Below are 22,563 nucleotides of genomic sequence, written 5' to 3' on the forward strand. Positions count from 1 at the left end.
GTATCTGTTTAATTAAAATAACCCTCAATCAATAAATTGAGTTTGTTTATTAGTATTCCTTAAAAAAGGAACATATAATTTTTTTGATTGCTTTGTCGCTAAAAGAAGTAGTATATTACTGCTTTAGCATTTTTGACCTTAACATATCATAGAGTTTTTTTGACAAATCTCCTAATACTATATAAAGGGTGCTGAAGTCGTTTCAGCACAAGAGGTTGCAATCAGTTCAAATTTTTCCTCTTAGTAATAGTGCAAATTTACATCATTATTATAAATTTCATCAAATTTCTAGAAAAATTATTTATTAGATAATAGTTTTAACTAATAGTTATGAAAATCTCACTTAAAATAAAATAAAGTTGTTTTTATTTGGATTTTAAATATTTCTGTTGCAATATTTGTACTTACAAAGTTCAATAACTTATTGAAATGTTATCAAGAAAGGCGGAGGGATTAGACCCGTTGAAACCTTAGCAACCCTTTAACTTTTAAAGAAGGTGCTAAATTCTACCCAAGTACCAAACTTGTTTTGGTATCTCAAATATGAGATTGGATAGATAACAAAAAAGAAGTTTCTATGTATAGAAAATTCTATTTCTTAATAACATTTTTCTAGTAAGTACATCAAAATAAAATTGATGCATTTGACTTTTGTTTTAATGATTTATTAACTCAAAAAAATAGAAAAATGAGTACACACAAATTAGCAACAAATGCGTTGCACGCAGGACATGATGTTACTGCAAATGGAGGAGCTAGAGCAGTGCCTATTTACCAAACAACGTCTTATGTTTTTAATAATGCAGACCACGCTGCAAATTTATTTTCCTTAGCAGAATTGGGTTTTATTTACACGCGTTTAAACAACCCTACCAATCAAATTTTACAAGAGCGTTTGGCAGCTGTAGAAGGAGGTATAGGAGCTGTTGTTTTTGCTTCTGGTACAGCTGCAATTTCTACAGGATTATTAACACTATTAAAGGCTGGAGATCATATTGTGGCTTCTAGTAGCTTGTATGGTGGTACCTATAATTTATTAAATGTTACCTTACCTAGATTGGGTATTACAACTACATTTGTAGATGCTTCTAATCCTGATAATTTTGCAGAGGCAGTTCAAGACAATACAAGAGCATTTTTTGTTGAATCTTTAGGTAATCCTAAGTTAGATGTGTTAGATTTAGAGGCAATTGCTGTACATTCTAAGGCAGCACAAGTACCTTTTATTGTAGATAATACAGTGGCAACACCAGCCTTATTAAACCCATTAAAACACGGGGCTAATATTGTGATTCATTCGTTAACAAAATATATTGGAGGTCAAGGAAACTCATTAGGAGGAGCAATTATAGATGGGGGTACTTTTGATTGGTCTAATGGTAAATTTCCAGAATTTACAGAGCCATCTGCAGGTTACCATGGTTTAAAATATTATGAAACTTTAGGCGCAGCATCATATACTTTTAAACTAATCTTAGAAGGATTACGAGATTTTGGTGGTGCAATTAGCCCAACAAATGCATTCAATATTATTCAAGGTTTAGAAACGTTACCTGTTCGTATTCAACAACATTCTAAAAATGCTTTAGAATTGGCAAAATGGTTAGAAGCACAAGAAGAAGTAGCATGGGTAAACTATCCTGGTTTAGAAAGTAGTAAGTACAATACCTTAGCAAAAAAATATTTACCTAAAGGACAAAGCGGAATTGTAACTTTTGGTGCTAAAGGTGGTTTTGAAGCTGCAAAAACAATAGCTAATGAAACTAAGATTTTTTCTTTATTAGCAAATATAGGAGATACAAAATCGTTAATCATTCATCCTTCAAGTACAACACATCAACAATTAGACGAAGCACAACAAGAAAGTGCTGGTGTTTCTCAAGATTTAATTCGTTTATCTGTGGGTATAGAAGATATAGAAGATTTAAAAACAGATTTAAAAACTGCTTTTTCAAAAATTTAATACAACTACCCTTCAGGTTTTTAAAACCTGAAGGGTGTATTCATTATAGTTTTTAAGAATTTTTGTAGTAATTTACCTACGCATGAGACAGCCATTAGAGCATATTAAAATAAAAAACTTTACAACTGAGTCTGGTGTAAAAACAAATGAACTGAATTTGAGTTATCAAATTTTTGGACAACAATTAGGTACAGCACCAGTAATCTTAATCAATCATGCACTAACTGGTAATAGTGAAGTTGGTGGTAAAAATGGTTGGTGGAGAGATATTGTTGGTAAAGCAAAAGCAATCAATACCAACAACTATACAGTATTGTCTTTTAATATTCCGGGTAACGGATTTGATGAGTTTTTAATAGACAATTATAAAGATTTTATTGCTAGAGATATTGCTAGAATTTTTCTAGAAGGCTTGAAAAAACTAAAAATAGAGCAACTTTTTGCTTTGATTGGAGGTTCTTTAGGCGGCGGAATTGCTTGGGAAATGGTTGTGTTAAAAAATACATTAACGCAGCATTTTATTCCAATAGCAACAGATTGGAAATCTACAGATTGGTTAATTGCCAATTGTCAAATTCAAGAACAATTTTTAGTAAACTCTAAAAACCCAGTTCATGATGCGCGCATGCATGCAATGATGTGCTACAGAACACCAGAATCTTTTAAGGAACGTTTTCATCGTTCAAAAAAAGAAAATTCAGAATTCTTTAATGTAGAGAGTTGGTTGTTGCATCATGGTAAAAAGTTACAAGAACGTTATCAATTGTCATCTTATAAATTGATGAATCAACTTTTAAAAACAATTGATGTTACTGTTGGAGGAGAAAAATCGATTGACGTTTTAGATACAATTAGTGCAAATATTCATATTATTGGAGTAGATTCTGATTTGTTTTTTACAGCAGAAGAAAATCGAGAGACTCACAAAAAAATTGCATTAACTAAAGAAAATGTAACGTATAATGAAATCAACTCTGTGCATGGTCATGATGCCTTTTTGATAGAATACGATCAATTAGAAAAAATAATTGCACCAATTTTTAATCCAGATTTTAAGGATAAAAAAATCAAAATTTTAAAATTTGGAGGAAAATCATTAGCTAATGGAGATGGAATTTACAATGCAATTAACATTATAAAATCCAAAGTTGAATCCAAAGAAAAAATAGCAATAGTTATTTCTGCTAGAGGAGATACAACTGACAATTTAGAAGAAGTAATTCAGCTTGCTGCTCACAAAAAAGCATATCAACAAAAATTACATGATATTGAAAAATACCAAAATATAACAGGTATAAATGTTGATTTTTCTAAAGAATTCAAGCTTGTAAATACACTCTTAGAAGGAATTTATTTGTTAGGAGATTATAGTAATAAAGTAAAAGACCAAATTTTAGCACAAGGAGAAATTGTAGCAGCTAAAACGGTAACTGCTTTATTGCAAGAAAATGGAATTCCAGCAAAATTTACAGATACAAGAGGTTTGTTAATTACAGATGATACTTTTGGTAATGCAACCCCTATTAATAGCGTTTCATTAGAGAATATTAGTAATTATTTTAAAAGAAATAACACAAAAATTAATGTTGTAACTGGTTTTATAGCATCTACTAAAAATAATGAAACAACTACTTTAGGTAGAAATGGTAGTAATTATTCTGCGGCTTTATTAGCCAATTACCTAGATGCAGCAGAATTACAAAATTATACACATGTTAACGGAATTTTTACTGCAGACCCTAAATTGGTTGCTGATGCTAAGAAGATAAAAGAATTGTCTTTTTCTGAAGCCAATGAGTTGGCTACTTTTGGTACCCGATTGTTACATGCAAAAACTATAATTCCTTTAGTAGAAAAAAATATCAACTTACGTATTTTAAATACGTTTAATAACGAAGATCAAGGTACGTTAATTACCTCAAAGTCTTCTAAAACAGGAATTAAAACGATATCTACAATAGATGACGTAGCATTATTGAATTTTGAAGGTAGAGGTTTGTTGGGTAAAGTTGGGGTAGATGCTAGAATTTTTAAGGTTTTAAGTGAGTATAATATAAGTGTTAGTATTATTTCTCAAGGTTCTTCAGAACGCGGAATTGGTTTTGTTGTAAATAGACAAGATGCAAAAAAAGCAGTAAATGCATTAGAAAAAGAGTTTGAAAATGATTTTCAATCTCAAGATGTTCATCAAATCTCTGTTATAAAAGAAGTTGCTGTAATTTCTATTATAGGGCAAGATTTAAGCGAGTTTCATCACCCTTATAACGCGCTTATCAAAAATCAAATTGTGCCCGTATTGTTTAACAACACGGTTACGGGTAAAAATGTAAGTTTGGTGGTAAGAAAAGAAGAACTAAATAAGGCTGTTAATGTAATTCATGGTCAGGTTTTTGGAGTTACCAAAAAAATAAATATTGCCGTTTTTGGAAAAGGTTTGGTTGGCGGAACCCTGATTGACCAAATTATTGAAAACACGCAATCAGTTTTAGAAAGGCGCAAAATACAGTTAAATGTTTTTGCGGTTGCAAACTCAAAAAAGATATTATTAAATAAAGATGGAGTAGCTATAAGTTGGCAAGACGATTTGATGCATAAAGGAGATAGTTCTAAAACTATAGATGATGTTATTACATTTGCAAAAGAGCATCATTTAGAAAATTTAATTGCTGTAGATAATACCGCTAGTGTTTCTTTTGTAAGTAACTATATTCCTTTTATTGAGGCTGGTTTTGATTTGGTATCGTGCAATAAAATAGCAAACACTTTGTCTTTCGAATTTTATCAAGAAGTAAGAAGAAAGTTAAAAGAATATAAAAAGCAATACCTATATGAAACCAACGTAGGTGCAGGTTTACCATTAATAGATACCATTAGATTGTTGCACGAGTCTGGAGAAAATATTACTAAAATTAGAGGAGTTTTTTCAGGTTCACTAAGCTATTTATTCAATACATTTTCAGTAGAAGATGTTCCGTTTTCTAAAGTATTGGAAGAAGCTATAAATAAAGGTTTTACAGAACCAGACCCAAGAGAAGATTTAGGAGGTAATGATGTAGCTAGAAAATTACTCATTTTAGCAAGAGAATTAGATTTAGAAAATGAATTGGATGATGTTAAGATTAAAAATTTAATTCCAAAAAACCTAAGAGAAAGAACTGCAAATGAGTTTCTTGAAAAAATAGATTTGTTAAATGATGAATATGAACAAATAAAATCAAACCAAAAATCTAATTTTGTATTAAGATATATTGGAGAACTAAGTGGAGATTTATCTAAAAATAAAGGCGATTTAGCTGTAAAGTTAGTGTCTGTTTCTAAGAATACTCCTTTAGGATCTTTAAAAGGTTCTGATGCTATTTTTGAAATTTATACAGAGTCTTATGGAGAGCAACCTATTGTAATTCAAGGAGCAGGAGCAGGATCTAAAGTAACCGCAAGAGGTGTTTTTGGTGATATTTTAAGACTTGCCAAATAAAAAAAAAGACTGTCATTTTGAGCCTTCTTGCGGCAAAGACAATTAATTTTTTTGAACAATGAGAAAAAATTGTGTCAAGACATCGATATTAAAATAATTAGTTTACAAAAAGACGATAGTTTACATAATAGAAATGAAGAAAAACTTTGAAACCCAAGCTATAAGAACTCAGACTGAAAGAACTCAGTTTTCTGAACATTCAACACCATTATATTTAACTTCAAGTTTTGTTTTTGATGATGCAGAAGAGATGCGTGCTTCTTTTGCAGAAGAAAAACAAAGAAACTTATACAGTAGATTTACAAATCCTAATACAACTGAATTTGTTGATAAAATTGTAGCTATGGAAGGAGCAGCAGCTGGGTATGCTTTTGCTACTGGTATGTCTGCCATTTTTTCTTCATTTGCAGCATTGTTAAATGCAGGAGATCATATTGTTTCTTGTAGATCTGTATTTGGTTCAACACACAGTATGTTTACCAAATACTTGCCAAAATGGAATATTGAAACGTCTTATTTTAAGGTAGATGAAGTTGATATAGTAGAAAGTTTAATCAAAGAGAATACAAAAATTTTATACATAGAAACACCTACAAATCCTGCAGTCGATATTTTAGATTTAGAATTAATTGGCAGTATAGCAAAAAAATATAATCTAATTTTTATTGTAGACAATTGCTTTGCAACTCCATACATTCAACAACCAATCAAGTTTGGTGCAGATTTGGTAATCCATTCAGCTACAAAATTGATAGATGGTCAAGGTCGTGTTTTAGGAGGAGTTACTGTTGGGCGAGAAGATTTAATAAGAGAGATTTATTTATTTGCTAGAAATACAGGGCCTGCAATGTCACCTTTTAATGCATGGGTATTGTCAAAAAGTTTAGAAACGCTATCTATCAGAGTTGAAAAACACTGCGAAAATGCGCTAAAATTAGCTGAGTTTTTAGAAACGAACCCCAATGTAGAATTGGTAAAATATCCTTTTTTACAATCACATCCTCAATACAAAGTGGCTCAAAAACAAATGAAGTTAGGAGGTAACATAGTTGCTTTTGAAATTAAAGGAGGGATAGAAGCTGGGAGAAAATTTTTAGATAGTATAAAAATGTGTTCACTTTCTGCAAATTTAGGAGATACAAGAACTATTGTTACTCACCCATCATCAACCACACATGGGCGTTTATCAGAAGAAGATCGATTAGAAGTTGGAATAACAGATGGATTAGTAAGAGTTTCAGTAGGTTTAGAAAATGTAGAAGATATCATTTTAGATGTTCAACAAGCATTAGAAGTAAATTAATTAGATTTATTTTGCTTAGTTTTGCTATATGCTTTCTAAAAAAACAAAATACGGAATTAAAGCACTTACTTTTTTAGCAAGGCAAGAAGGAAATATTCCTGTTCAAATTGCCACGATATCTAATAGTGAAAATATTTCTTTAAAGTTTTTAGAAAGCATATTGCTAACACTTCGAAAAAACGGTTTTTTAGGTTCTAAAAAAGGAAAAGGTGGTGGTTATTACTTATTAAAAAAACCAAAAGACATTCAAATGACATCGGTCATGCGTGTTTTAGAAGGACCAATAGCAATGGTGCCTTGTGTAAGTTTAAATTTTTACGAAAAATGTGCTGATTGTCCTGATGAAAATACATGTGCAGTTCACAAACTAATGATTCAAGTTAGAGACAGTTCATTAGAAATCTTTAGAAACACAACGCTGGCAGATCTCTGTGATTGCTAAAAACCTTCAATTAAAGCAATGTTTATTTTAGAACGATAACCTTGTAGTAATTACATATTCTTAAAAATTTCTATATTTTTTTATTAATCTACTAAATCTATAGGGTTTAGCTTATTTTTAAGTTTTTTATACGACTATAATGTAATATTTGATGTATGTTTGCATACCCTACTAAACAAATAGGGTAATATTTGAATTGATTTTTTATGATTTTAAACCAAATCATTTTTAGCAAAAAAACACAGGGTAAGGGTTTTGAAGAAGATAAGAACTCTGAAAAACCTTTACGCAGTGTTATAAAGGCTTTAAGCTGGAGAGTTGTAGGAACACTAGATACATTAGTGGTTTCTTATATTTTAACAGGAGAAATAGCTCTAGCAACCTCAATAGCATCAGTAGATTTTTTAACAAAGTTGATTTTGTATTTCTTTCACGAAAGAATCTGGAATAAAATAAAATGGGGAAAATAATGAACCTAAATTTAGAACAAGTAAATAAAGAATTACAAGGTAAAAGTCCATCAGAAATTATTACATGGGCTATTTCTTTATCAGAAAACCCAGTAATTACTACAAATTTTAGACCTTACGAAGTGGCCATCTTAAAAGCAGTTACCGAGGTTAAAAAAGATATTAAAGTAATTTGGTGTGATACAGGTTATAATACTGTACAGACTTATAAACATGCAGAAGAAATTATTCAAAAATTGAATTTAAATATTCATTTGTATGTGCCAAAGCAAACCGTTGCGCATAGAAACATTGTGTTAGGAGTGCCATCTATTGATGATCCAAAACACGCAGTTTTTACAAAGCAAGTAAAACTAGAGCCATTCTCTAGAGCTATGGCAGAACATCAACCAGATGTTTGGTTTACAAACTTAAGAAAAGGGCAAACAGCTTTTAGAGATAGTATAGATGTAGTTTCTCAAAGTAAAGATGGTATTGTAAAAGTAAGTCCTTTTTACAATTGGTCTGATGAAGAGTTAGATACTTATCTAGAAGAAAGAGAATTGCCGAATGAATTTACATATTTCGATCCGACAAAAGTAGAGAGTAACCGCGAATGTGGTTTACACATCTAAAAAAATATAAAAATGAGCAAAGAGACAATACAAGTAGATGCTTTAGAAAGTGAAGCAATTTTTATTTTTAGAGAAGTAGTTGCACAGTTTGAAAAACCTGTGTTGCTGTTTTCTGGAGGAAAAGACAGTATAACGTTAGTGCGTTTGGCACAAAAAGCATTTTATCCTGCAAAAATTCCTTTTCCTTTAATGCATATCGATACTGGACACAATTTTCCGGAGACTATAGAATTTAGAGACAGATTAGTTGAAGAATTAGGGGTTGAGTTGATTGTAAGAAATGTACAAGATAATATCGATTCTGGACGAGTTAAAGAAGAGACAGGAAGATACGCAAGTAGAAATATGTTGCAAACGGAAACTTTATTAGATGCCATTGAAGAGTTTGGTTTTGACGCATGTATTGGAGGAGCTAGAAGAGATGAAGAAAAAGCGAGAGCAAAAGAAAGAATCTTTTCTGTTAGAGATGATTTTGGACAATGGGATGAGAAAAATCAACGTCCAGAAGTATTTGATATGTTAAACGGTCGTATAGATTTAGGCCAGAATGTACGTGTTTTTCCAATTTCTAACTGGACAGAATTAGACGTTTGGTCTTATATAGAACAAGAGGAAATTGAAATTCCTTCTATTTATTTTGCACACAAAAGAAAAACATTTGTTAGAGACGGTATGATATGGTCTGCAGATGATGCTGTTGTGTATAGAGATGAAGAGGAAGAAGTAGTAGAAAGAATGGTTCGATTTAGAACTGTAGGAGATATGAGTTGTACCGCTGCAGTATTGTCAGATGCAGTAGATATCGTAAAAGTTGTTGAAGAAATTAGAGATTCTTCCATTTCAGAAAGAGGTGCAAGAATTGACGATAAGCGTTCGGAAGCAGCAATGGAAAAACGTAAACAACAAGGGTATTTCTAAATTATAGTTACTGGTTTTTAGTTGGTAGTTTTTAGTGAATAACCAACAACCATAAACCAATAACCACAAAATAATAAAAATGAAAGTATTAAAAATAGCAACAGCAGGTAGTGTAGATGATGGTAAAAGTACCTTGATTGGTCGTATTTTATACGATACAAAATCACTAACTGATGATAAATTAGAAGCCATAGAAGAAAAAAGTCGCCAAAGAGGGTTTGATTATTTAGACTTTTCTTTAGCAACAGATGGTTTAGTAGCAGAAAGAGAACAGGGAATTACTATTGATGTAGCACATATTTATTTTTCTACACCTTCAAAAAGTTTCATTATTGCAGATACTCCTGGGCATATAGAATATACCAGAAACATGGTAACTGGTGCTTCTACAGCACAAGCTTCTATTGTTTTAATTGATGCTAGAAACGGGGTTGTAGAGCAAACGTACAGACACTTTTTCATCAATAATTTATTGAGAATTAAAGATGTTGTAATTGCTGTAAATAAAATGGATTTGGTTGACTTTTCTGAAGAAAAATTCAATGCAATCAAAGGAGAAATCGAATACTTAGCTAGTAAAAGCGAGTACAAAGGTCAAAATTTAACGTTTATTCCATTATCTGCCTTAAAAGGAGATAACGTAGTAGATAAGTCTGATAATATGGATTGGTATCAAGGGGAAACCTTAATGCACCATTTAGAAAGATTAGATGCAGATGATATTAATGATGAATCTCAAACTCGTTTTCCTGTACAAACGGTTATCAGACCAAAAACGGAAGAGTATCATGATTATAGAGGGTATGCAGGTAAAATTTACGGAGGAGATATAGAAGTAGGAGATGAAGTTGCAGTACTTCCATCTTTAACGACATCTAAGGTTAAGAGTATTAATTTCTTTGATAAAGAATATCAAAAAGCAAAAAGAGGAAGTTCTGTTACCATTACTTTAGAAGACAACGTTAATGTAAGCAGAGGAGATATGTTGGTAAAAGTAGCTGAACAGCCAACCATAGCAAAACAATTAGATGCTACAATTTGTTGGATGGATAAAGAACCTTTACAAGCATCACAAAGATACTATATCAAACACGGTGTAAACGATGCTCAGGCAAAAATTACACAACTAAAAAGTATTATTAAAACAGATTTTTCTGGGGTAGAAGAAAATCCATCAGAATTAGAGTTAAATCAAATAGGAGATATACAATTAAAATTAAGTAAACCATTGTCTTTCGATGCTTATAAAGACAACAAATCTAATGGTTCATTTATTTTAATTAATCCAAAAACAAACAATACTGTAGGAGTAGGTTTTATAAAATAGATAACGAGATGAGAAGTTTTGAAACAGAAATAGAAAATCCAGTTGTAGAAAGAGATATTATTGAATTGGCAGATAAGATTGCTGCATTTAATAATCTACAAATAGACGAAGAAAAATTTAGAAGCCTACGTTTGGCAAGAGGTGTTTACGGTCAGCGTCAAGAAGGCGTACAAATGATTCGTATAAAAATACCTTATGGTAAGTTAAAGAGCAATCAATTAAGAAGAATCTCTAAAGTTTCTGATGAGTATTCTAGAGGAAGATTGCATATTACCACCCGTCAAGATATACAAATTCACTATGTAGATTTAAATAGAACTCCAGAGTTGTGGGCAGAACTAGAACGTGATGATGTTACATTAAGAGAAGCCTGTGGTAATGTAGTTAGAAATGTAACTGCATCAGAAACGGCAGGTATAGATGTAAACGAACCTTTTGATGTTTCTCCGTACGCAGATGCATTGTATAAATTCTTTTTGCGTAACCCAATTTGTCAAGAAATGGGACGTAAATTTAAAGTTTCTTTTTCTTCTACAGATGAAGATACTGGGTTGTCTTATTTACATGATTTAGGCTACATTGCTAAAATTCAAGACGGTGTAAGAGGTTTTAAAGTTTTAGTTGCAGGAGGTTTAGGTTCTCAACCAAGACATGCAGATGTTTTATATGACTTTTTGCCATCAGATAAAATTATTCCAGTAATGGAAGGTGTTTTAAGAATTTTTGATAGATATGGTGAGCGTAAAAGTAGAGCTAAAGCTAGAATGAAATTCTTATTAAAAGATATTGGTTTAGATGCATTTAGAGAATTAATTGCACAAGAACAAAAAGCCATTGCTTTAAAAAGTGTTCCTATTGATGCAGATGCATATGTGCCATCAGTTCCTGTTGCTGTAAAAGCAACACAAGTTACTATTAAAGATGAAACAGCTTTTACTTTGTGGAAATCAACCAACTTAATTCCACAAAAACAAGAAGGATATGTAGCTATCGGTATTAAAGTATTATTAGGAGATTTTTATACAGATAAAGCACGTTTGTTAGCCGATTTAGTAGACAAATATGCAGCAGGAGAAGTAAGATTAACTTTACGTCAAAACATTGTAATTCCTTTTGTAAAAGAAGATTTAGTACCTTACTTCTATCAGGAACTAGAAAAATTAGGTTTTGTAGAAGCAGGTTACAATAAAGCAGTAGATATAACAGCTTGTCCTGGTACAGATACCTGTAACTTGGGTATTGCAAGTAGTACAGGTATTGCAGAAGAATTGGAAAGAGTTATTGCAGCAGAATATCCTCAGTATTTAGAAAACCAAGATTTGGTAATTAAAATTAGCGGTTGTATGAATGCTTGTGGCCAACACAATATGGCAAATATTGGTTTTCAAGGGATGACGGTAAGAACATCAGACAAATTAATTGCACCAGCATTACAAGTATTGTTAGGTGGTGGTAATTTAGGTGATGGAAATGGTGTTTTTGCAGACAAAGTAGTAAAGGTACCAAGTAGAAGAGGACCAGAAGCGTTACGCAGAATTTTAAATGATTTTGAAGCAAATGCAAACGGAAAACAATTTGTTGATTATTATAAAGAAAAAGGAGAAAAATATTTCTATAACTTCTTACAAGACTTACAAGATGTTACCAATTTAACCCAAGAAGATTTTATAGATTGGGGTGAAGAAGAAAAATATGTCAAAGCAATTGGTATAGGAGAATGTGCCGGAGTAGTAATCGATTTAATTGCGACTTTATTTTTAGAAAGTGATGAAAAAATAGAAAATGCAAAAGAAGCCTTAGAAAACCAAGTATATTCTGGCGCAATCTATTATGCATACCAATCTATGGTAAATTCAGCAAAAGCATCATTATTATCAGCAAATAAAAAAACAAATACCCATGCAAGTATTATTGCGCAGTTTGATGATTTGTTTGTGGCATCACAAAAAATAGATTTAACAACTACTTTCTCTGAGTTTATCTATCAAATTAATAAATTTGCACCTACAGAAGATTTTGCAAGAAAGTATATCAATGATGCTAGTCTTTTCTTAGACAAAGTAAGAGCATATAGGCAAGCAGAAACAACCGTAGCAGCAAAAGCTATTTAAATAGAAAAAATGAGTATTAAAATACCAAAGTTAACAGTAGTTGGTGCTGGTCCTGGAGATGTAGATTTAATCACTATAAAAGCGATTAAAACTCTAAAGGTTGCTGATGTTGTGTTGTATGACGCTTTGGTAAATGAAAAATTGCTAGCGTATATCAATCCAAATGCCGAAAAGATTTTTGTAGGAAAACGAAGAGGTTGTTATAAATATCAACAAGAACAAATTAATGAGTTAATTGTTTCTCGTGCAAAATTAGACGGACATGTAGTGCGCTTAAAAGGAGGTGATCCTTTTATCTTTGGTAGAGGTGCAGAAGAGATGGAGTATGCAGCCAATTTTGGTATAGAAGTTGCCATGGTGCCAGGTATTTCATCATCAATGGCAGTTGCTGCTAGCCAAAACATACCTGTTACTAAAAGAGGAAGTGCAGAAAGCTTTTGGGTTATAACAGGTACAACTAAAGAGCACAAATTATCTAATGACGTTAAACTTGCTGCAAAATCAAACGCAACAGTTGTCGTGTTAATGGGTATGAGTAAGTTAGCTCAAATAGTAGCGCTGTTTAAAGCAGAGGGTAAGCACAATTTACCAGTAGCTATTATTCAAAATGGCACAAGACCTGATGAAAAAGTAGGTATAGGTACTGTTGATACTATAGAAGATATAGTTGCAGAAAAAGATTTAAAAAACCCTGCTATTATTTTGTTAGGTGAAGTTGTAAATCATCGACAAAGCATTGCAGAATTGCATACATTTTATGCTAACGATTTAAGAGGATTAATTTAGTGGAAAGAAATAATTTATATCCCATATTTTTAAAAGCAAAAAACTTAAACGTTTTAATTGTTGGTGGGGGTTTTGTTGCCGAAGAAAAATTAACATTTCTTTTAAAATCTAGTCCAGATGCCAAGGTTTTAATGGTTTCTCCTATGTTTAGAGAAGGTACTATAGAATTGGCAAAAAAAGGATGTGTTACCTTAGTAAAAGATAGTTACAATAAAAAATATTTGCAAGGTAGACATATGGTGGTAGCTACTACAGATATTCCAGAAGTAAATGTTCAAGTTTGGAAAGATTGTAGGGCAGAAGCAAAACTGGTAAACGTAGCAGACAACCCTCCATATTGCGATTTTTATATGGGCGGAATTGTAACAAAAGGAAATGTAAAAGTAGCAATTTCTACAAACGGAAAATCGCCAACAACCGCTAAAAGATTACGTCAATTTTTTGAAGATGTTATTCCAGAAAATGTAGACGATTTAGTAAAAAACCTAAACGAATATAGAAAAACCATCAAAGGAAACTTTGAAGAAAAAGTAGAAAAGCTAAACGAATTCACAAAAAGTTTAGTAGAAAAATAAAAGAAAAACTGTCATTTTGAGTGTTTTTTAAAGAATAAAAAAAAACGTATCAAGAAATCTCAAAATTGACAAATTTAAGCAATATGATTACAACAGATATACTAATTATTGGTGCAGGACCAACAGGATTATTTACAGTTTTTGAAGCAGGTTTGTTAAAACTAAAATGTCACTTAATAGATGCTTTAGCGCAACCAGGAGGGCAATGTTCAGAGATTTACCCTAAAAAACCAATTTATGATATCCCAGCTTATCCAGAAATTTTAGCAGGAGATTTAACGCATAAACTAATGGAGCAAATTAAACAATTTGAACCAGGCTTTACGTTAGGAGAACGTGCAGATACTATAGACAAGCAAGAAGATGGTACGTTTATAGTAACCACCAATAAAGGTACAAAACACCATGCAAAAGTAGTAGCTATTGCAGGAGGTTTAGGGTCTTTTGAACCAAGAAAACCTTTAATACCTAATATTGCAAATTTTGAAGATAATGGTGTAGAATACATTATAAAAGAACCAGAATTGTACAGAGACAAAAAAGTAGTAATTTCTGGTGGAGGAGATTCTGCTTTAGACTGGGCAATTTTCTTATCAAATGTAGCATCAGACGTAACATTAATTCACAGAAGAAACGAATTTAGAGGTGCATTAGACTCTGTAGAAAAAGTTCAAGAATTAAAAAATCTAGGTAAAATCAATTTAATTACGCCTGCAGAAGTAAAAGGTATTATTGGAGAAGATAAGGTAACTGGTGTAGTTGTAGAGAAAAAAGGAGAAGACGGTTTTATTATAGATACAGATCATTTTATTCCGTTATTTGGGCTATCACCTAAACTAGGACCAATAGCAAATTGGGGCTTAGAAATAGAAAAAAATGCCATTAAAGTAAACAACGCATTAGACTACCAAACCAATATAGAAGGTATTTACGCTATTGGAGATGTAAATACATACCCAGGAAAACTAAAGTTAATTCTATGTGGTTTTCATGAAGCAACACTAATGTGTCAAAGTGCGTACAAACGTATTTTTCCAGACAAAAAATATGTAATGAAGTACACAACTGTTGGTGGTGTAGAAGGTTTTGATGGTACTAAAAAAGAAGCACCAAAGGCCGTAGTAAAAGCTATAGAATAATACAAGTTCAACACTTATAAGGTTTCAAACATCTTACAGGTAAAAAATACTATTTATTAGAAGCTATTTCCAGCTTTCAGCACTCGCTTTTTTACCAAAAAAGGTAAAAAGAGCTCAAACAAATGCTTCAATCTGGGCTAAACTTTTTTGAAACAAAATGCTTTATTCTAATAAATTGTTTATTTACAATGTCAGGTTTGTGTAACTTTGCAGACCATTATAAAATAAAATAAGATGCAAGACATCAATATAAAAATAACAGACAGAAATGGTGAAACACATGAAGTTGTAGCACCAACCGATATGGCAATGAACCTAATGGAAGTTGTACGTTCTTATGAATTAGCAGAAGAAGGTACAATAGGCGTTTGCGGCGGTATGGCAATGTGTGCATCCTGTCAATGTTATATAAAATCAGATCACAAATTACCAGAAATGTCTGATGATGAAGATGCCATGTTAGCAGAAGCGTTTTATGTAGAAGATAACAGTAGATTAGGATGTCAAATACAAATGACTCCAGAAATAGACGGACTAGAAGTAGAATTAGCTCCAGAAGCCTAATATTGATGAAAGAAGTAGTGTCAAAAATTACATTTACAAATTACAGCATGTGTTTAAGAGATGCTGTAGCTAGCTTTACCAAACAATTAATCAATAATTTGTTTGATGTAAACCACCTGTCAAAAAGTGGTCCTGAAACAAGAATGCAATTTTTAAAGATTATAGAAAGATTATCTTTAGAAAACGGAGCAGAAATATGGGCTGCTTACGAAAGTTACTTTACAGAAATTAGAGAAAAATTAGACTTAGATGCTATAGCTGCTCATAAAAACGATCCAGCATCTAAAAGTCTAGATGAAATTTATTTAGCATATCCAGGATTTTATGCCATAGCGGTCTATCGTTTAAGCAATCAATTATTAAAATTAGAAGTTCCTATTTTACCAAGAATGATGAGTGAGTTTGCTCATGGTGCAACAGGTACAGATATTCATCCAGGAGCTGAAATAGGAGCATCTTTTCATATAGACCATGCTACAGGTATTGTTATAGGAGAATCTGCTATTATTGGAGATGATGTACAAATATTTCAAGGAGTAACTCTTGGAGGAATTCAAGTAAAGAAAAGTTTGGCATCAACCAAAAGACATCCAACCATACAGAGCGGAGTTGTTATCTATGCAAACGCAACAATTTTAGGAGGAGATGTAGTTATTGGAGCCAACTCTGTGGTAGGAGCAAATGTTTGCATTACAGAATCTATTCCAGAAAACTCGGTTGTTACTGTGCAATCAGAAAATAAAATATTTCAAAAGAGAAATTAAATGAAAACTAAAAGTATCATAGATTTTGTTGGAAATACACCGTTGGTGGAAGCGCAAAACATATTTCAAAAAGAAGGCGTAACCTTACTGTTAAAACTAGAAGGGAACAATCCAGGAGGAAGTGTAAAAGATAGAGCTGCTTATTACATGATTTCTGAAGCCATAAAAAAGAAAAATATTAAAAAAGGAGATACTTTAGTAGAGGCAACTAGTGGAAATACAGGTATTGCTTTATCACTAATGGCAAAAGTGTTGGGTGTAAATATGGTAATTACAATGCCAGAGAATTCTACAATAGAAAGAGTAAAAACCATGCGTGCATATGGCGCAAAAGTAATTTTGACGCCTGCAGATAAAGGTATGGAAGGTGCTATAGATTATGCTTTAAAATTAAAATATAAAAAAGGATATTTTCGCTTAAATCAGTTTGATAATTTCGATAATCCTAAAGCTCATTATAACACAACAGGTCCAGAAATTTGGAGAGATACAGAAGGTCAGGTAACGCATTTTGTTTCTGCTATGGGAACAACAGGAACCATTACAGGTGTATCAGATTATCTTAAAGGTAAAAATGAAGCTATTAAAATTATAGGAGCACAACCAAAAGATGGAGCTAAAATTCCAGGAATTAGAAAGTGGCCAGAAGAATATTTACCAGCTATTTTTAAACCTAATAAAATAGATCAAATTTTAGAAGTTAGTCAAGAAGAAGCTAAAGAAATGACTATTCGTTTGGCGCAAGAAGAAGGTATTTTTTCTGGGATGAGCAGTGGAGGCTCTGTCGCTACAGCAATAAAAGTAGCCAATTCTATAGACAAGGGTGTAGTAGTAGCTATTATTTGCGATAGAGGAGATAGATATTTATCATCAGATATTTTTGAATAACTATTTTATTATGATGATAGTTTTAAAGAAAATTGATATTCATTATTAAATCATAAAAAAAGTTCGTTACTTTGTATCGAATTTAGTTCATAAACTTATTAATACGTTATCACGAAAGGTAGAGGGATTAGACCCGTTGAAACCTTAGCAACCCTTGTCTTGGTAAAACCAAGATCTTTATTTTAAAGATAAAAGAAGGTGCTACATTCTACAATTTATCCAGAATTACGTTTCAGGAAAAAAATTGAAAGATAACAGCGAAAAAACTTCACTTTTCCTGATGACATATTAAAGAATATTAAAATATGTCAAATATTTACAAAGCTTTACAAGAAAGAATTTTAGTTTTAGATGGTGCAATGGGTACTATGTTACAAGCCTATAAATTTACAGAAGAAGATTTTAGAGGAGAACGCTTTAAAGACTATCCAACTCCGTTACAAGGTAATAACGATTTACTATCTATAACCCAACCAGAAGCTATAAAAACCATTCATGGTAAGTATTTTGAAGCAGGTGCAGATATTATAGAAACCAATACGTTTTCTGGAACAACAATAGCTATGGCAGATTACCAAATGGAAGATTTGGTGTACGAACTAAACTATCAGTCTGCAAAAATAGCTAAAGAAGTTGCGGATGAATTTACGGCTAAAGAACCACACAAACCTCGTTTTGTCGCAGGTTCTATAGGACCTACAAATAGAACAGCAAGTATGTCTCCAGATGTTAACGATCCTGGTTACAGGGCCGTTACTTTTGACGAGTTAAGAATTGCCTATAAACAACAAGTAGAAGCGTTATTAGATGGTGGAGCAGATTTATTATTGGTAGAAACGGTTTTTGATACCCTAAATGCAAAAGCAGCATTGTTTGCCATTGAAGAGGTAAAAGATGAACGCAATATTCAAGTTCCTGTAATGTTAAGTGGAACCATTACTGATGCTTCAGGAAGAACTTTGTCTGGACAAACAGCAGAAGCTTTTTTAATTTCAGTATCTCATATTCCGTTATTATCTGTAGGTTTTAATTGTGCTTTAGGAGCCAATTTATTACAACCCCACTTAGAAGCTATAGCCAATAAAACAGAATTTGCAATCTCTGCGCATCCTAATGCAGGTTTACCAAATGCTTTTGGAGAGTATGATGAAACTCCAGAAGAAATGGGTGAACAAATTGAAGAGTATTTAAAAAAGAATTTAATAAATATTATTGGCGGGTGTTGTGGAACCAGTCCAGATCATATTCGCGTAATTGCAGATATAGCGTCGAAATACGAACCAAGACCTCATGCAGAACTTATCTCAGAGTCTTAATTAGTAGGGTAGAAAGAAGATGAAAATAAACCAAACGAAATACATGCGTTTATCAGGATTAGAACCATTAATCTTGAACGAGAATAGCAATTTTATAAACGTTGGAGAGCGAACAAACGTAGCAGGATCTAAAAGGTTTTTACGTTTAATTAAAGAAGAAAAATTTGATGAAGCTCTAGATATTGCAAGACATCAGGTAGATGGAGGTGCGCAAATCATCGACATTAATATGGATGATGGTTTGATTGATGGAAAAGAATCAATGGTTCGTTTCTTAAATCTAATTGCTGCAGAACCCGATATTTGTAGAGTTCCTATTATGATAGACAGTTCTAAATGGGACATTATTGAAGCAGGTTTACAAGTAGTTCAAGGAAAATGTGTGGTAAATTCCATTTCTTTAAAAGAAGGAGAAGAAAAGTTTATTTGGGAAGCCAAACAAATAAAACGTTATGGAGCTGCGGTAATTGTAATGGCTTTTGATGAGGTTGGACAAGCAGATAATTACGAACGAAGAATTGAAATTGCAAAACGATCTTACGATGTTTTGGTAAATAAAGTAGGTTTTGCCTCAGAAGATATTATTTTCGATTTAAATATTTTTCCTGTAGCAACAGGAATGGACGAGCATAGAAAAAATGCTATCGATTTTATAGAAGCTACAAAATGGGTTAGAGAAAATTTACCCAATGTTTCTGTAAGTGGTGGTGTAAGTAACGTTTCATTTTCATTTAGAGGAAATAATATTGTTCGTGAAGCAATGCACTCTGTTTTCTTGTATTATGCCATTCAAAATGGAATGAATATGGGAATTGTAAACCCTACAATGTTAGAGGTGTATGACGATATTCCTAAAGATTTATTAGAACATGTAGAAGATGTAATTCTAGATAGAAGAGAAGATGCCACAGAACGTTTGTTAGATTTTGCTGAAACTGTAAAAGGAACCGCAAAATCAAAAACAGTAGATTTATCTTGGAGAGAAAATCCTTTACAAGCTAGAATTACGCACGCTTTGGTAAAAGGTATTGATGCTTTTATTATAGAAGATGTAGAACAAGCAAGACAAGAAGCTGCAAAACCAATTGAGGTCATAGAAGGGCATTTAATGATTGGAATGAATGTGGTGGGAGATTTGTTCGGAGCAGGAAAAATGTTTTTACCTCAAGTGGTAAAATCTGCAAGGGTAATGAAAAAAGCAGTAGCTTATCTAAACCCTTTTATAGAAGCAGAAAAAGGAGAAGAACAGCAAGCTTTAGGTAAAATTTTAATGGCAACCGTAAAAGGAGATGTTCATGATATTGGTAAAAATATTGTGAGTGTTGTTTTAGGATGTAACAATTACGAAATTGTGGATTTAGGAGTTATGGTTCCTCCAGAAAAAATAATTGAAACCGCTAAAAAAGAAAATGTAGATGCTATTGGTTTAAGCGGTTTAATTACACCTTCTTTAGATGAAATGGTGTATTTGGCTAAAGAAATGGAGCGTGAAAACATGAACATTCCTTTGTTAATTGGAGGGGCAACAACCTCAAAAGCACATACAGCAGTTAAGATAGATACACAATATAAAAATGCAGTTGTTCATGTAAACGATGCATCTAGGGCAGTTACTGTTGTGGGTGATTTGTTAAACAAACAAACAGCGCACGAATATGTTGCAAAAAAGAAAAAAGAGTACGACGAGTTTAGAACTAAGTTTCTAAAAAGAGGCAAAGAAAAATCATACATTTCTATAGAAGAAGCTCGTAAACGTAAGTATAAAATCGATTGGGAAACCTCAGAAATTATCAAACCAAAATCTCTTGGAATTCAAACGTTAGCCCAATTGAGTTTAAAAGAACTGGTACCATTTATAGATTGGAGTCCGTTTTTTAGAAGCTGGGATTTACACGGAAAATTTCCAGATATTTTAACCGATAAAATTGTAGGAGAGCAAGCGACAACACTGTTCGAAGAAGCACAAGCAATGCTAAAAGAAATTGTTGCTAAACAATTACTAAAACCAAAAGCTATTTTTGGATTATTTGAAGCGAACACCATAAATGATGATGATATTTCTGTAAAAAAGAAAGGTAAAGAAATTGCTGTTTTTAGAACGTTACGTCAACAATTGAAAAAACGTGATGGAATTCCGAATATTGCTTTGGCAGATTTTATTGCGCCAAATTCATCAAACAAAATAGATTATATCGGTTCTTTTTGTGTAGCTATTTTTGGAGCACAAGAACTAGCAGATAGTTATAGAGCTAAAGATGACGACTATAACGGAATTATGGCACAAGCTATTGCAGATCGTTTTGCAGAGGCTTTTGCAGAATATTTACATAAACAAGTTAGAACCAAACATTGGGGATATGCTGCAGATGAAGCATTAACAAATGATGAACTAATTAAAGAAAGTTATAAAGGAATTCGTCCTGCACCCGGTTATCCTGCTTGTCCAGATCACCTAGAAAAAGAAACGATTTGGGAACTGCTAGATGTAGAAAATCAAATAGGTGTTAGTCTAACAGAAAGTTTAGCTATGTGGCCAGCTGCTGCAGTTTCTGGATACTATTTTGCCAATAAAGAAGCTAAATATTTTGGATTGGGTAAAATAACAAACGATCAGTTAGAAGATTTTGCAGAAAGAAAGGGTATTGCGAAAGAGAAAGCTAGAAAATGGTTGCATCCTAATTTAGCAGAGCATTAAACAAATAGATTCTTTTTGGTTTTTTAAACCTTAAAAAGGGTCTTAAAATAAATATTTGAATACATAAAAATTGTTTTATTAGATTACACAATAACGCTGGCAAACAAGTTGCGTTAGCGATTGAAGTGGCATCCTTTTTGGCTGTCAGTTTGAGTGAATTTTGAGGAACGAAAAAATTTGTATCGATAACAAAGCAAAAAAGATAAAACGTAAAGCGAGACCTGAAAGGGAACGCCCAAGAAATAGAAAATGAAGATTACAGATCATATAAAAGAGGCAAACGGAAAAACATTGTTTTCATTTGAGATTATTCCGCCAAAAAAAGGAAATAACATTCAGCAATTGTATGACAATATAGATCCGTTAATGGAGTTTAATCCGCCATTTATAGACGTTACCACTTCTAGAGAGGAATATGTTTATATAGATAAAGGAAATGGCTTGTTAGATAGAAAAATTACTAGAATGAGACCGGGTACTGTTGGCATTTGTGCGGCTATTAAGCATAAATATGATGTAGATACTGTACCTCATGTTTTGTGCGGAGGCTTTACCAAAGAAGAAACAGAGTATGTGTTGGTAGATTGCCATTATTTAGGAATTCAAAATGTTATGGCATTACGAGGTGATGCCATGAGTCATCAAAAATATTTTATTCCTAACAAAGATGGAAATGCTTACGCTAAAGATTTAGTAGCACAAATTAAAAATTTAAATAAAGGTAAGTATTTGCACAATGTTGTAGAAACAAATAACTGTTCAGATTTTTGTATAGGTGTTGCAGGGTATCCAGAAAAACATTTAGAAGCGCCGTCTTTGCAAACCGATTTAAAGCGTTTGAAAGAGAAGGTAGATGCAGGGGCAGATTATGTAGTTACACAAATGTTTTTTGACAATCAGAAATATTTTGCGTTTGTAGATGCAGCTAAAAAAGCAGGAATTAATGTACCAATAATACCAGGTATTAAGCCGATAGCCACAAAAAAACATTTGCAGTTGTTGCCTCAGGTTTTTAGAATTGACATACCAGAAGAGTTAATTTCTGAAGTAGATAAATGCAAGACCAATAAAGATGTACGACAGGTAGGTATTGAGTTTGCTATTAATCAATCTAAAGAGTTGTTAGCAGCAGGAGTTCCTGTACTACATTATTACTCTATGGGTAAAAGTGATAATATTCATGCTATTGCCTCAGAACTATTTTAGGTTAGGA

18 protein-coding genes and 2 riboswitches are annotated in these 22,563 nt (G+C 32.4%); all 18 genes read left to right on the forward strand.

Features of this window, described 5'->3' with window-relative positions; all coding sequences use genetic code 11:
* Positions 1–429 precede the first annotated feature (429 nt).
* Positions 430–564: riboswitch (SAM riboswitch) on the forward strand.
* Positions 565–688: 124 nt separating this feature from the next.
* The 18 genes from DUT90_RS12495 (at position 689) to metF (ending at position 22,556) form a co-directional block, all read left to right on the forward strand.
* Positions 689–1,963, forward strand: coding sequence for an O-acetylhomoserine aminocarboxypropyltransferase/cysteine synthase family protein (locus DUT90_RS12495; RefSeq protein ID WP_114427514.1), 1,275 nt, complete (start codon positions 689–691; stop codon positions 1,961–1,963).
* Positions 1,964–2,045: 82 nt separating this feature from the next.
* Complete coding sequence (gene thrA, locus DUT90_RS12500) at positions 2,046–5,438, forward strand: bifunctional aspartate kinase/homoserine dehydrogenase I (RefSeq protein ID WP_114427515.1); 3,393 nt, start codon at positions 2,046–2,048, stop codon at positions 5,436–5,438.
* 133 nt (positions 5,439–5,571) lie between these two features.
* Complete coding sequence (locus DUT90_RS12505) at positions 5,572–6,741, forward strand: O-succinylhomoserine sulfhydrylase (protein ID WP_114427516.1); 1,170 nt, start codon at positions 5,572–5,574, stop codon at positions 6,739–6,741.
* A 28-nt stretch (positions 6,742–6,769) separates the two neighbouring features.
* Positions 6,770–7,183, forward strand: a complete 414-nt coding sequence (locus tag DUT90_RS12510; protein WP_114427517.1) for an Rrf2 family transcriptional regulator — start codon at positions 6,770–6,772, stop codon at positions 7,181–7,183.
* A 206-nt stretch (positions 7,184–7,389) separates the two neighbouring features.
* Positions 7,390–7,653: a DUF2061 domain-containing protein gene (locus DUT90_RS12515; protein WP_114427518.1), complete on the forward strand. Its 264-nt coding sequence runs from the start codon at positions 7,390–7,392 to the stop codon at positions 7,651–7,653.
* Complete coding sequence (locus DUT90_RS12520) at positions 7,653–8,267, forward strand: phosphoadenosine phosphosulfate reductase family protein (RefSeq protein ID WP_114427680.1); 615 nt, start codon at positions 7,653–7,655, stop codon at positions 8,265–8,267. The genes DUT90_RS12515 and DUT90_RS12520 overlap by 1 nt, the downstream gene beginning before the upstream one ends.
* A 12-nt stretch (positions 8,268–8,279) precedes the next feature.
* Positions 8,280–9,185, forward strand: coding sequence for a sulfate adenylyltransferase subunit CysD (gene cysD / locus DUT90_RS12525; RefSeq protein WP_114427519.1), 906 nt, complete (start codon positions 8,280–8,282; stop codon positions 9,183–9,185).
* Positions 9,186–9,264: 79 nt separating this feature from the next.
* Entirely contained in the window at positions 9,265–10,512 is a 1,248-nt protein-coding gene (locus tag DUT90_RS12530; RefSeq protein ID WP_114427520.1) for a sulfate adenylyltransferase subunit 1, read from the forward strand.
* An 8-nt stretch (positions 10,513–10,520) separates the two neighbouring features.
* Positions 10,521–12,623, forward strand: coding sequence for a HEPN domain-containing protein (locus DUT90_RS12535; protein WP_114427521.1), 2,103 nt, complete (start codon positions 10,521–10,523; stop codon positions 12,621–12,623).
* A 9-nt stretch (positions 12,624–12,632) separates the two neighbouring features.
* Positions 12,633–13,409 (forward strand): uroporphyrinogen-III C-methyltransferase, encoded by a 777-nt coding sequence (cobA, locus tag DUT90_RS12540; RefSeq protein ID WP_114427522.1) that lies wholly within the window; start codon positions 12,633–12,635, stop codon positions 13,407–13,409.
* Positions 13,409–13,984 carry a bifunctional precorrin-2 dehydrogenase/sirohydrochlorin ferrochelatase gene (locus DUT90_RS12545; protein ID WP_114427523.1) on the forward strand — a complete coding sequence of 192 codons (576 nt, stop codon included), beginning with the start codon at positions 13,409–13,411 and terminating at the stop codon, positions 13,982–13,984. The genes cobA and DUT90_RS12545 overlap by 1 nt, the downstream gene beginning before the upstream one ends.
* 83 nt (positions 13,985–14,067) lie before the next feature.
* Positions 14,068–15,123 carry an NAD(P)/FAD-dependent oxidoreductase gene (locus DUT90_RS12550; RefSeq protein WP_114427524.1) on the forward strand — a complete coding sequence of 352 codons (1,056 nt, stop codon included), beginning with the start codon at positions 14,068–14,070 and terminating at the stop codon, positions 15,121–15,123.
* 234 nt (positions 15,124–15,357) lie between these two features.
* On the forward strand, positions 15,358–15,687 hold the full coding sequence (locus DUT90_RS12555; RefSeq protein WP_114427525.1) for a 2Fe-2S iron-sulfur cluster-binding protein: 330 nt from the start codon (positions 15,358–15,360) through the stop codon (positions 15,685–15,687).
* Positions 15,688–15,692: 5 nt separating this feature from the next.
* Positions 15,693–16,451: a serine O-acetyltransferase EpsC gene (gene epsC / locus DUT90_RS12560; protein WP_114427526.1), complete on the forward strand. Its 759-nt coding sequence runs from the start codon at positions 15,693–15,695 to the stop codon at positions 16,449–16,451.
* Entirely contained in the window at positions 16,452–17,339 is an 888-nt protein-coding gene (gene cysM, locus DUT90_RS12565; RefSeq protein WP_114427527.1) for a cysteine synthase CysM, read from the forward strand.
* 103 nt (positions 17,340–17,442) lie between these two features.
* Positions 17,443–17,597, forward strand: a riboswitch (SAM riboswitch).
* A 47-nt stretch (positions 17,598–17,644) separates the two neighbouring features.
* A complete protein-coding gene (locus DUT90_RS12570) occupies positions 17,645–18,655 on the forward strand; it encodes a homocysteine S-methyltransferase family protein (RefSeq protein WP_114427528.1) in 1,011 nt (336 codons plus the stop codon).
* 19 nt (positions 18,656–18,674) lie between these two features.
* The gene (metH, locus tag DUT90_RS12575) at positions 18,675–21,350 is read left to right on the forward strand and encodes a methionine synthase (protein ID WP_114427529.1); all 2,676 of its coding nucleotides are present in this window, start codon (positions 18,675–18,677) and stop codon (positions 21,348–21,350) included.
* A gap of 249 nt (positions 21,351–21,599) precedes the next feature.
* Positions 21,600–22,556: a methylenetetrahydrofolate reductase [NAD(P)H] gene (metF, locus tag DUT90_RS12580; protein ID WP_114427530.1), complete on the forward strand. Its 957-nt coding sequence runs from the start codon at positions 21,600–21,602 to the stop codon at positions 22,554–22,556.
* Positions 22,557–22,563 lie beyond the last annotated feature (7 nt).

It is taken from the genome of Polaribacter sp. WD7, from assembly GCF_003335085.1.
Taxonomy (GTDB): Bacteria; Bacteroidota; Bacteroidia; order Flavobacteriales; family Flavobacteriaceae; genus Polaribacter.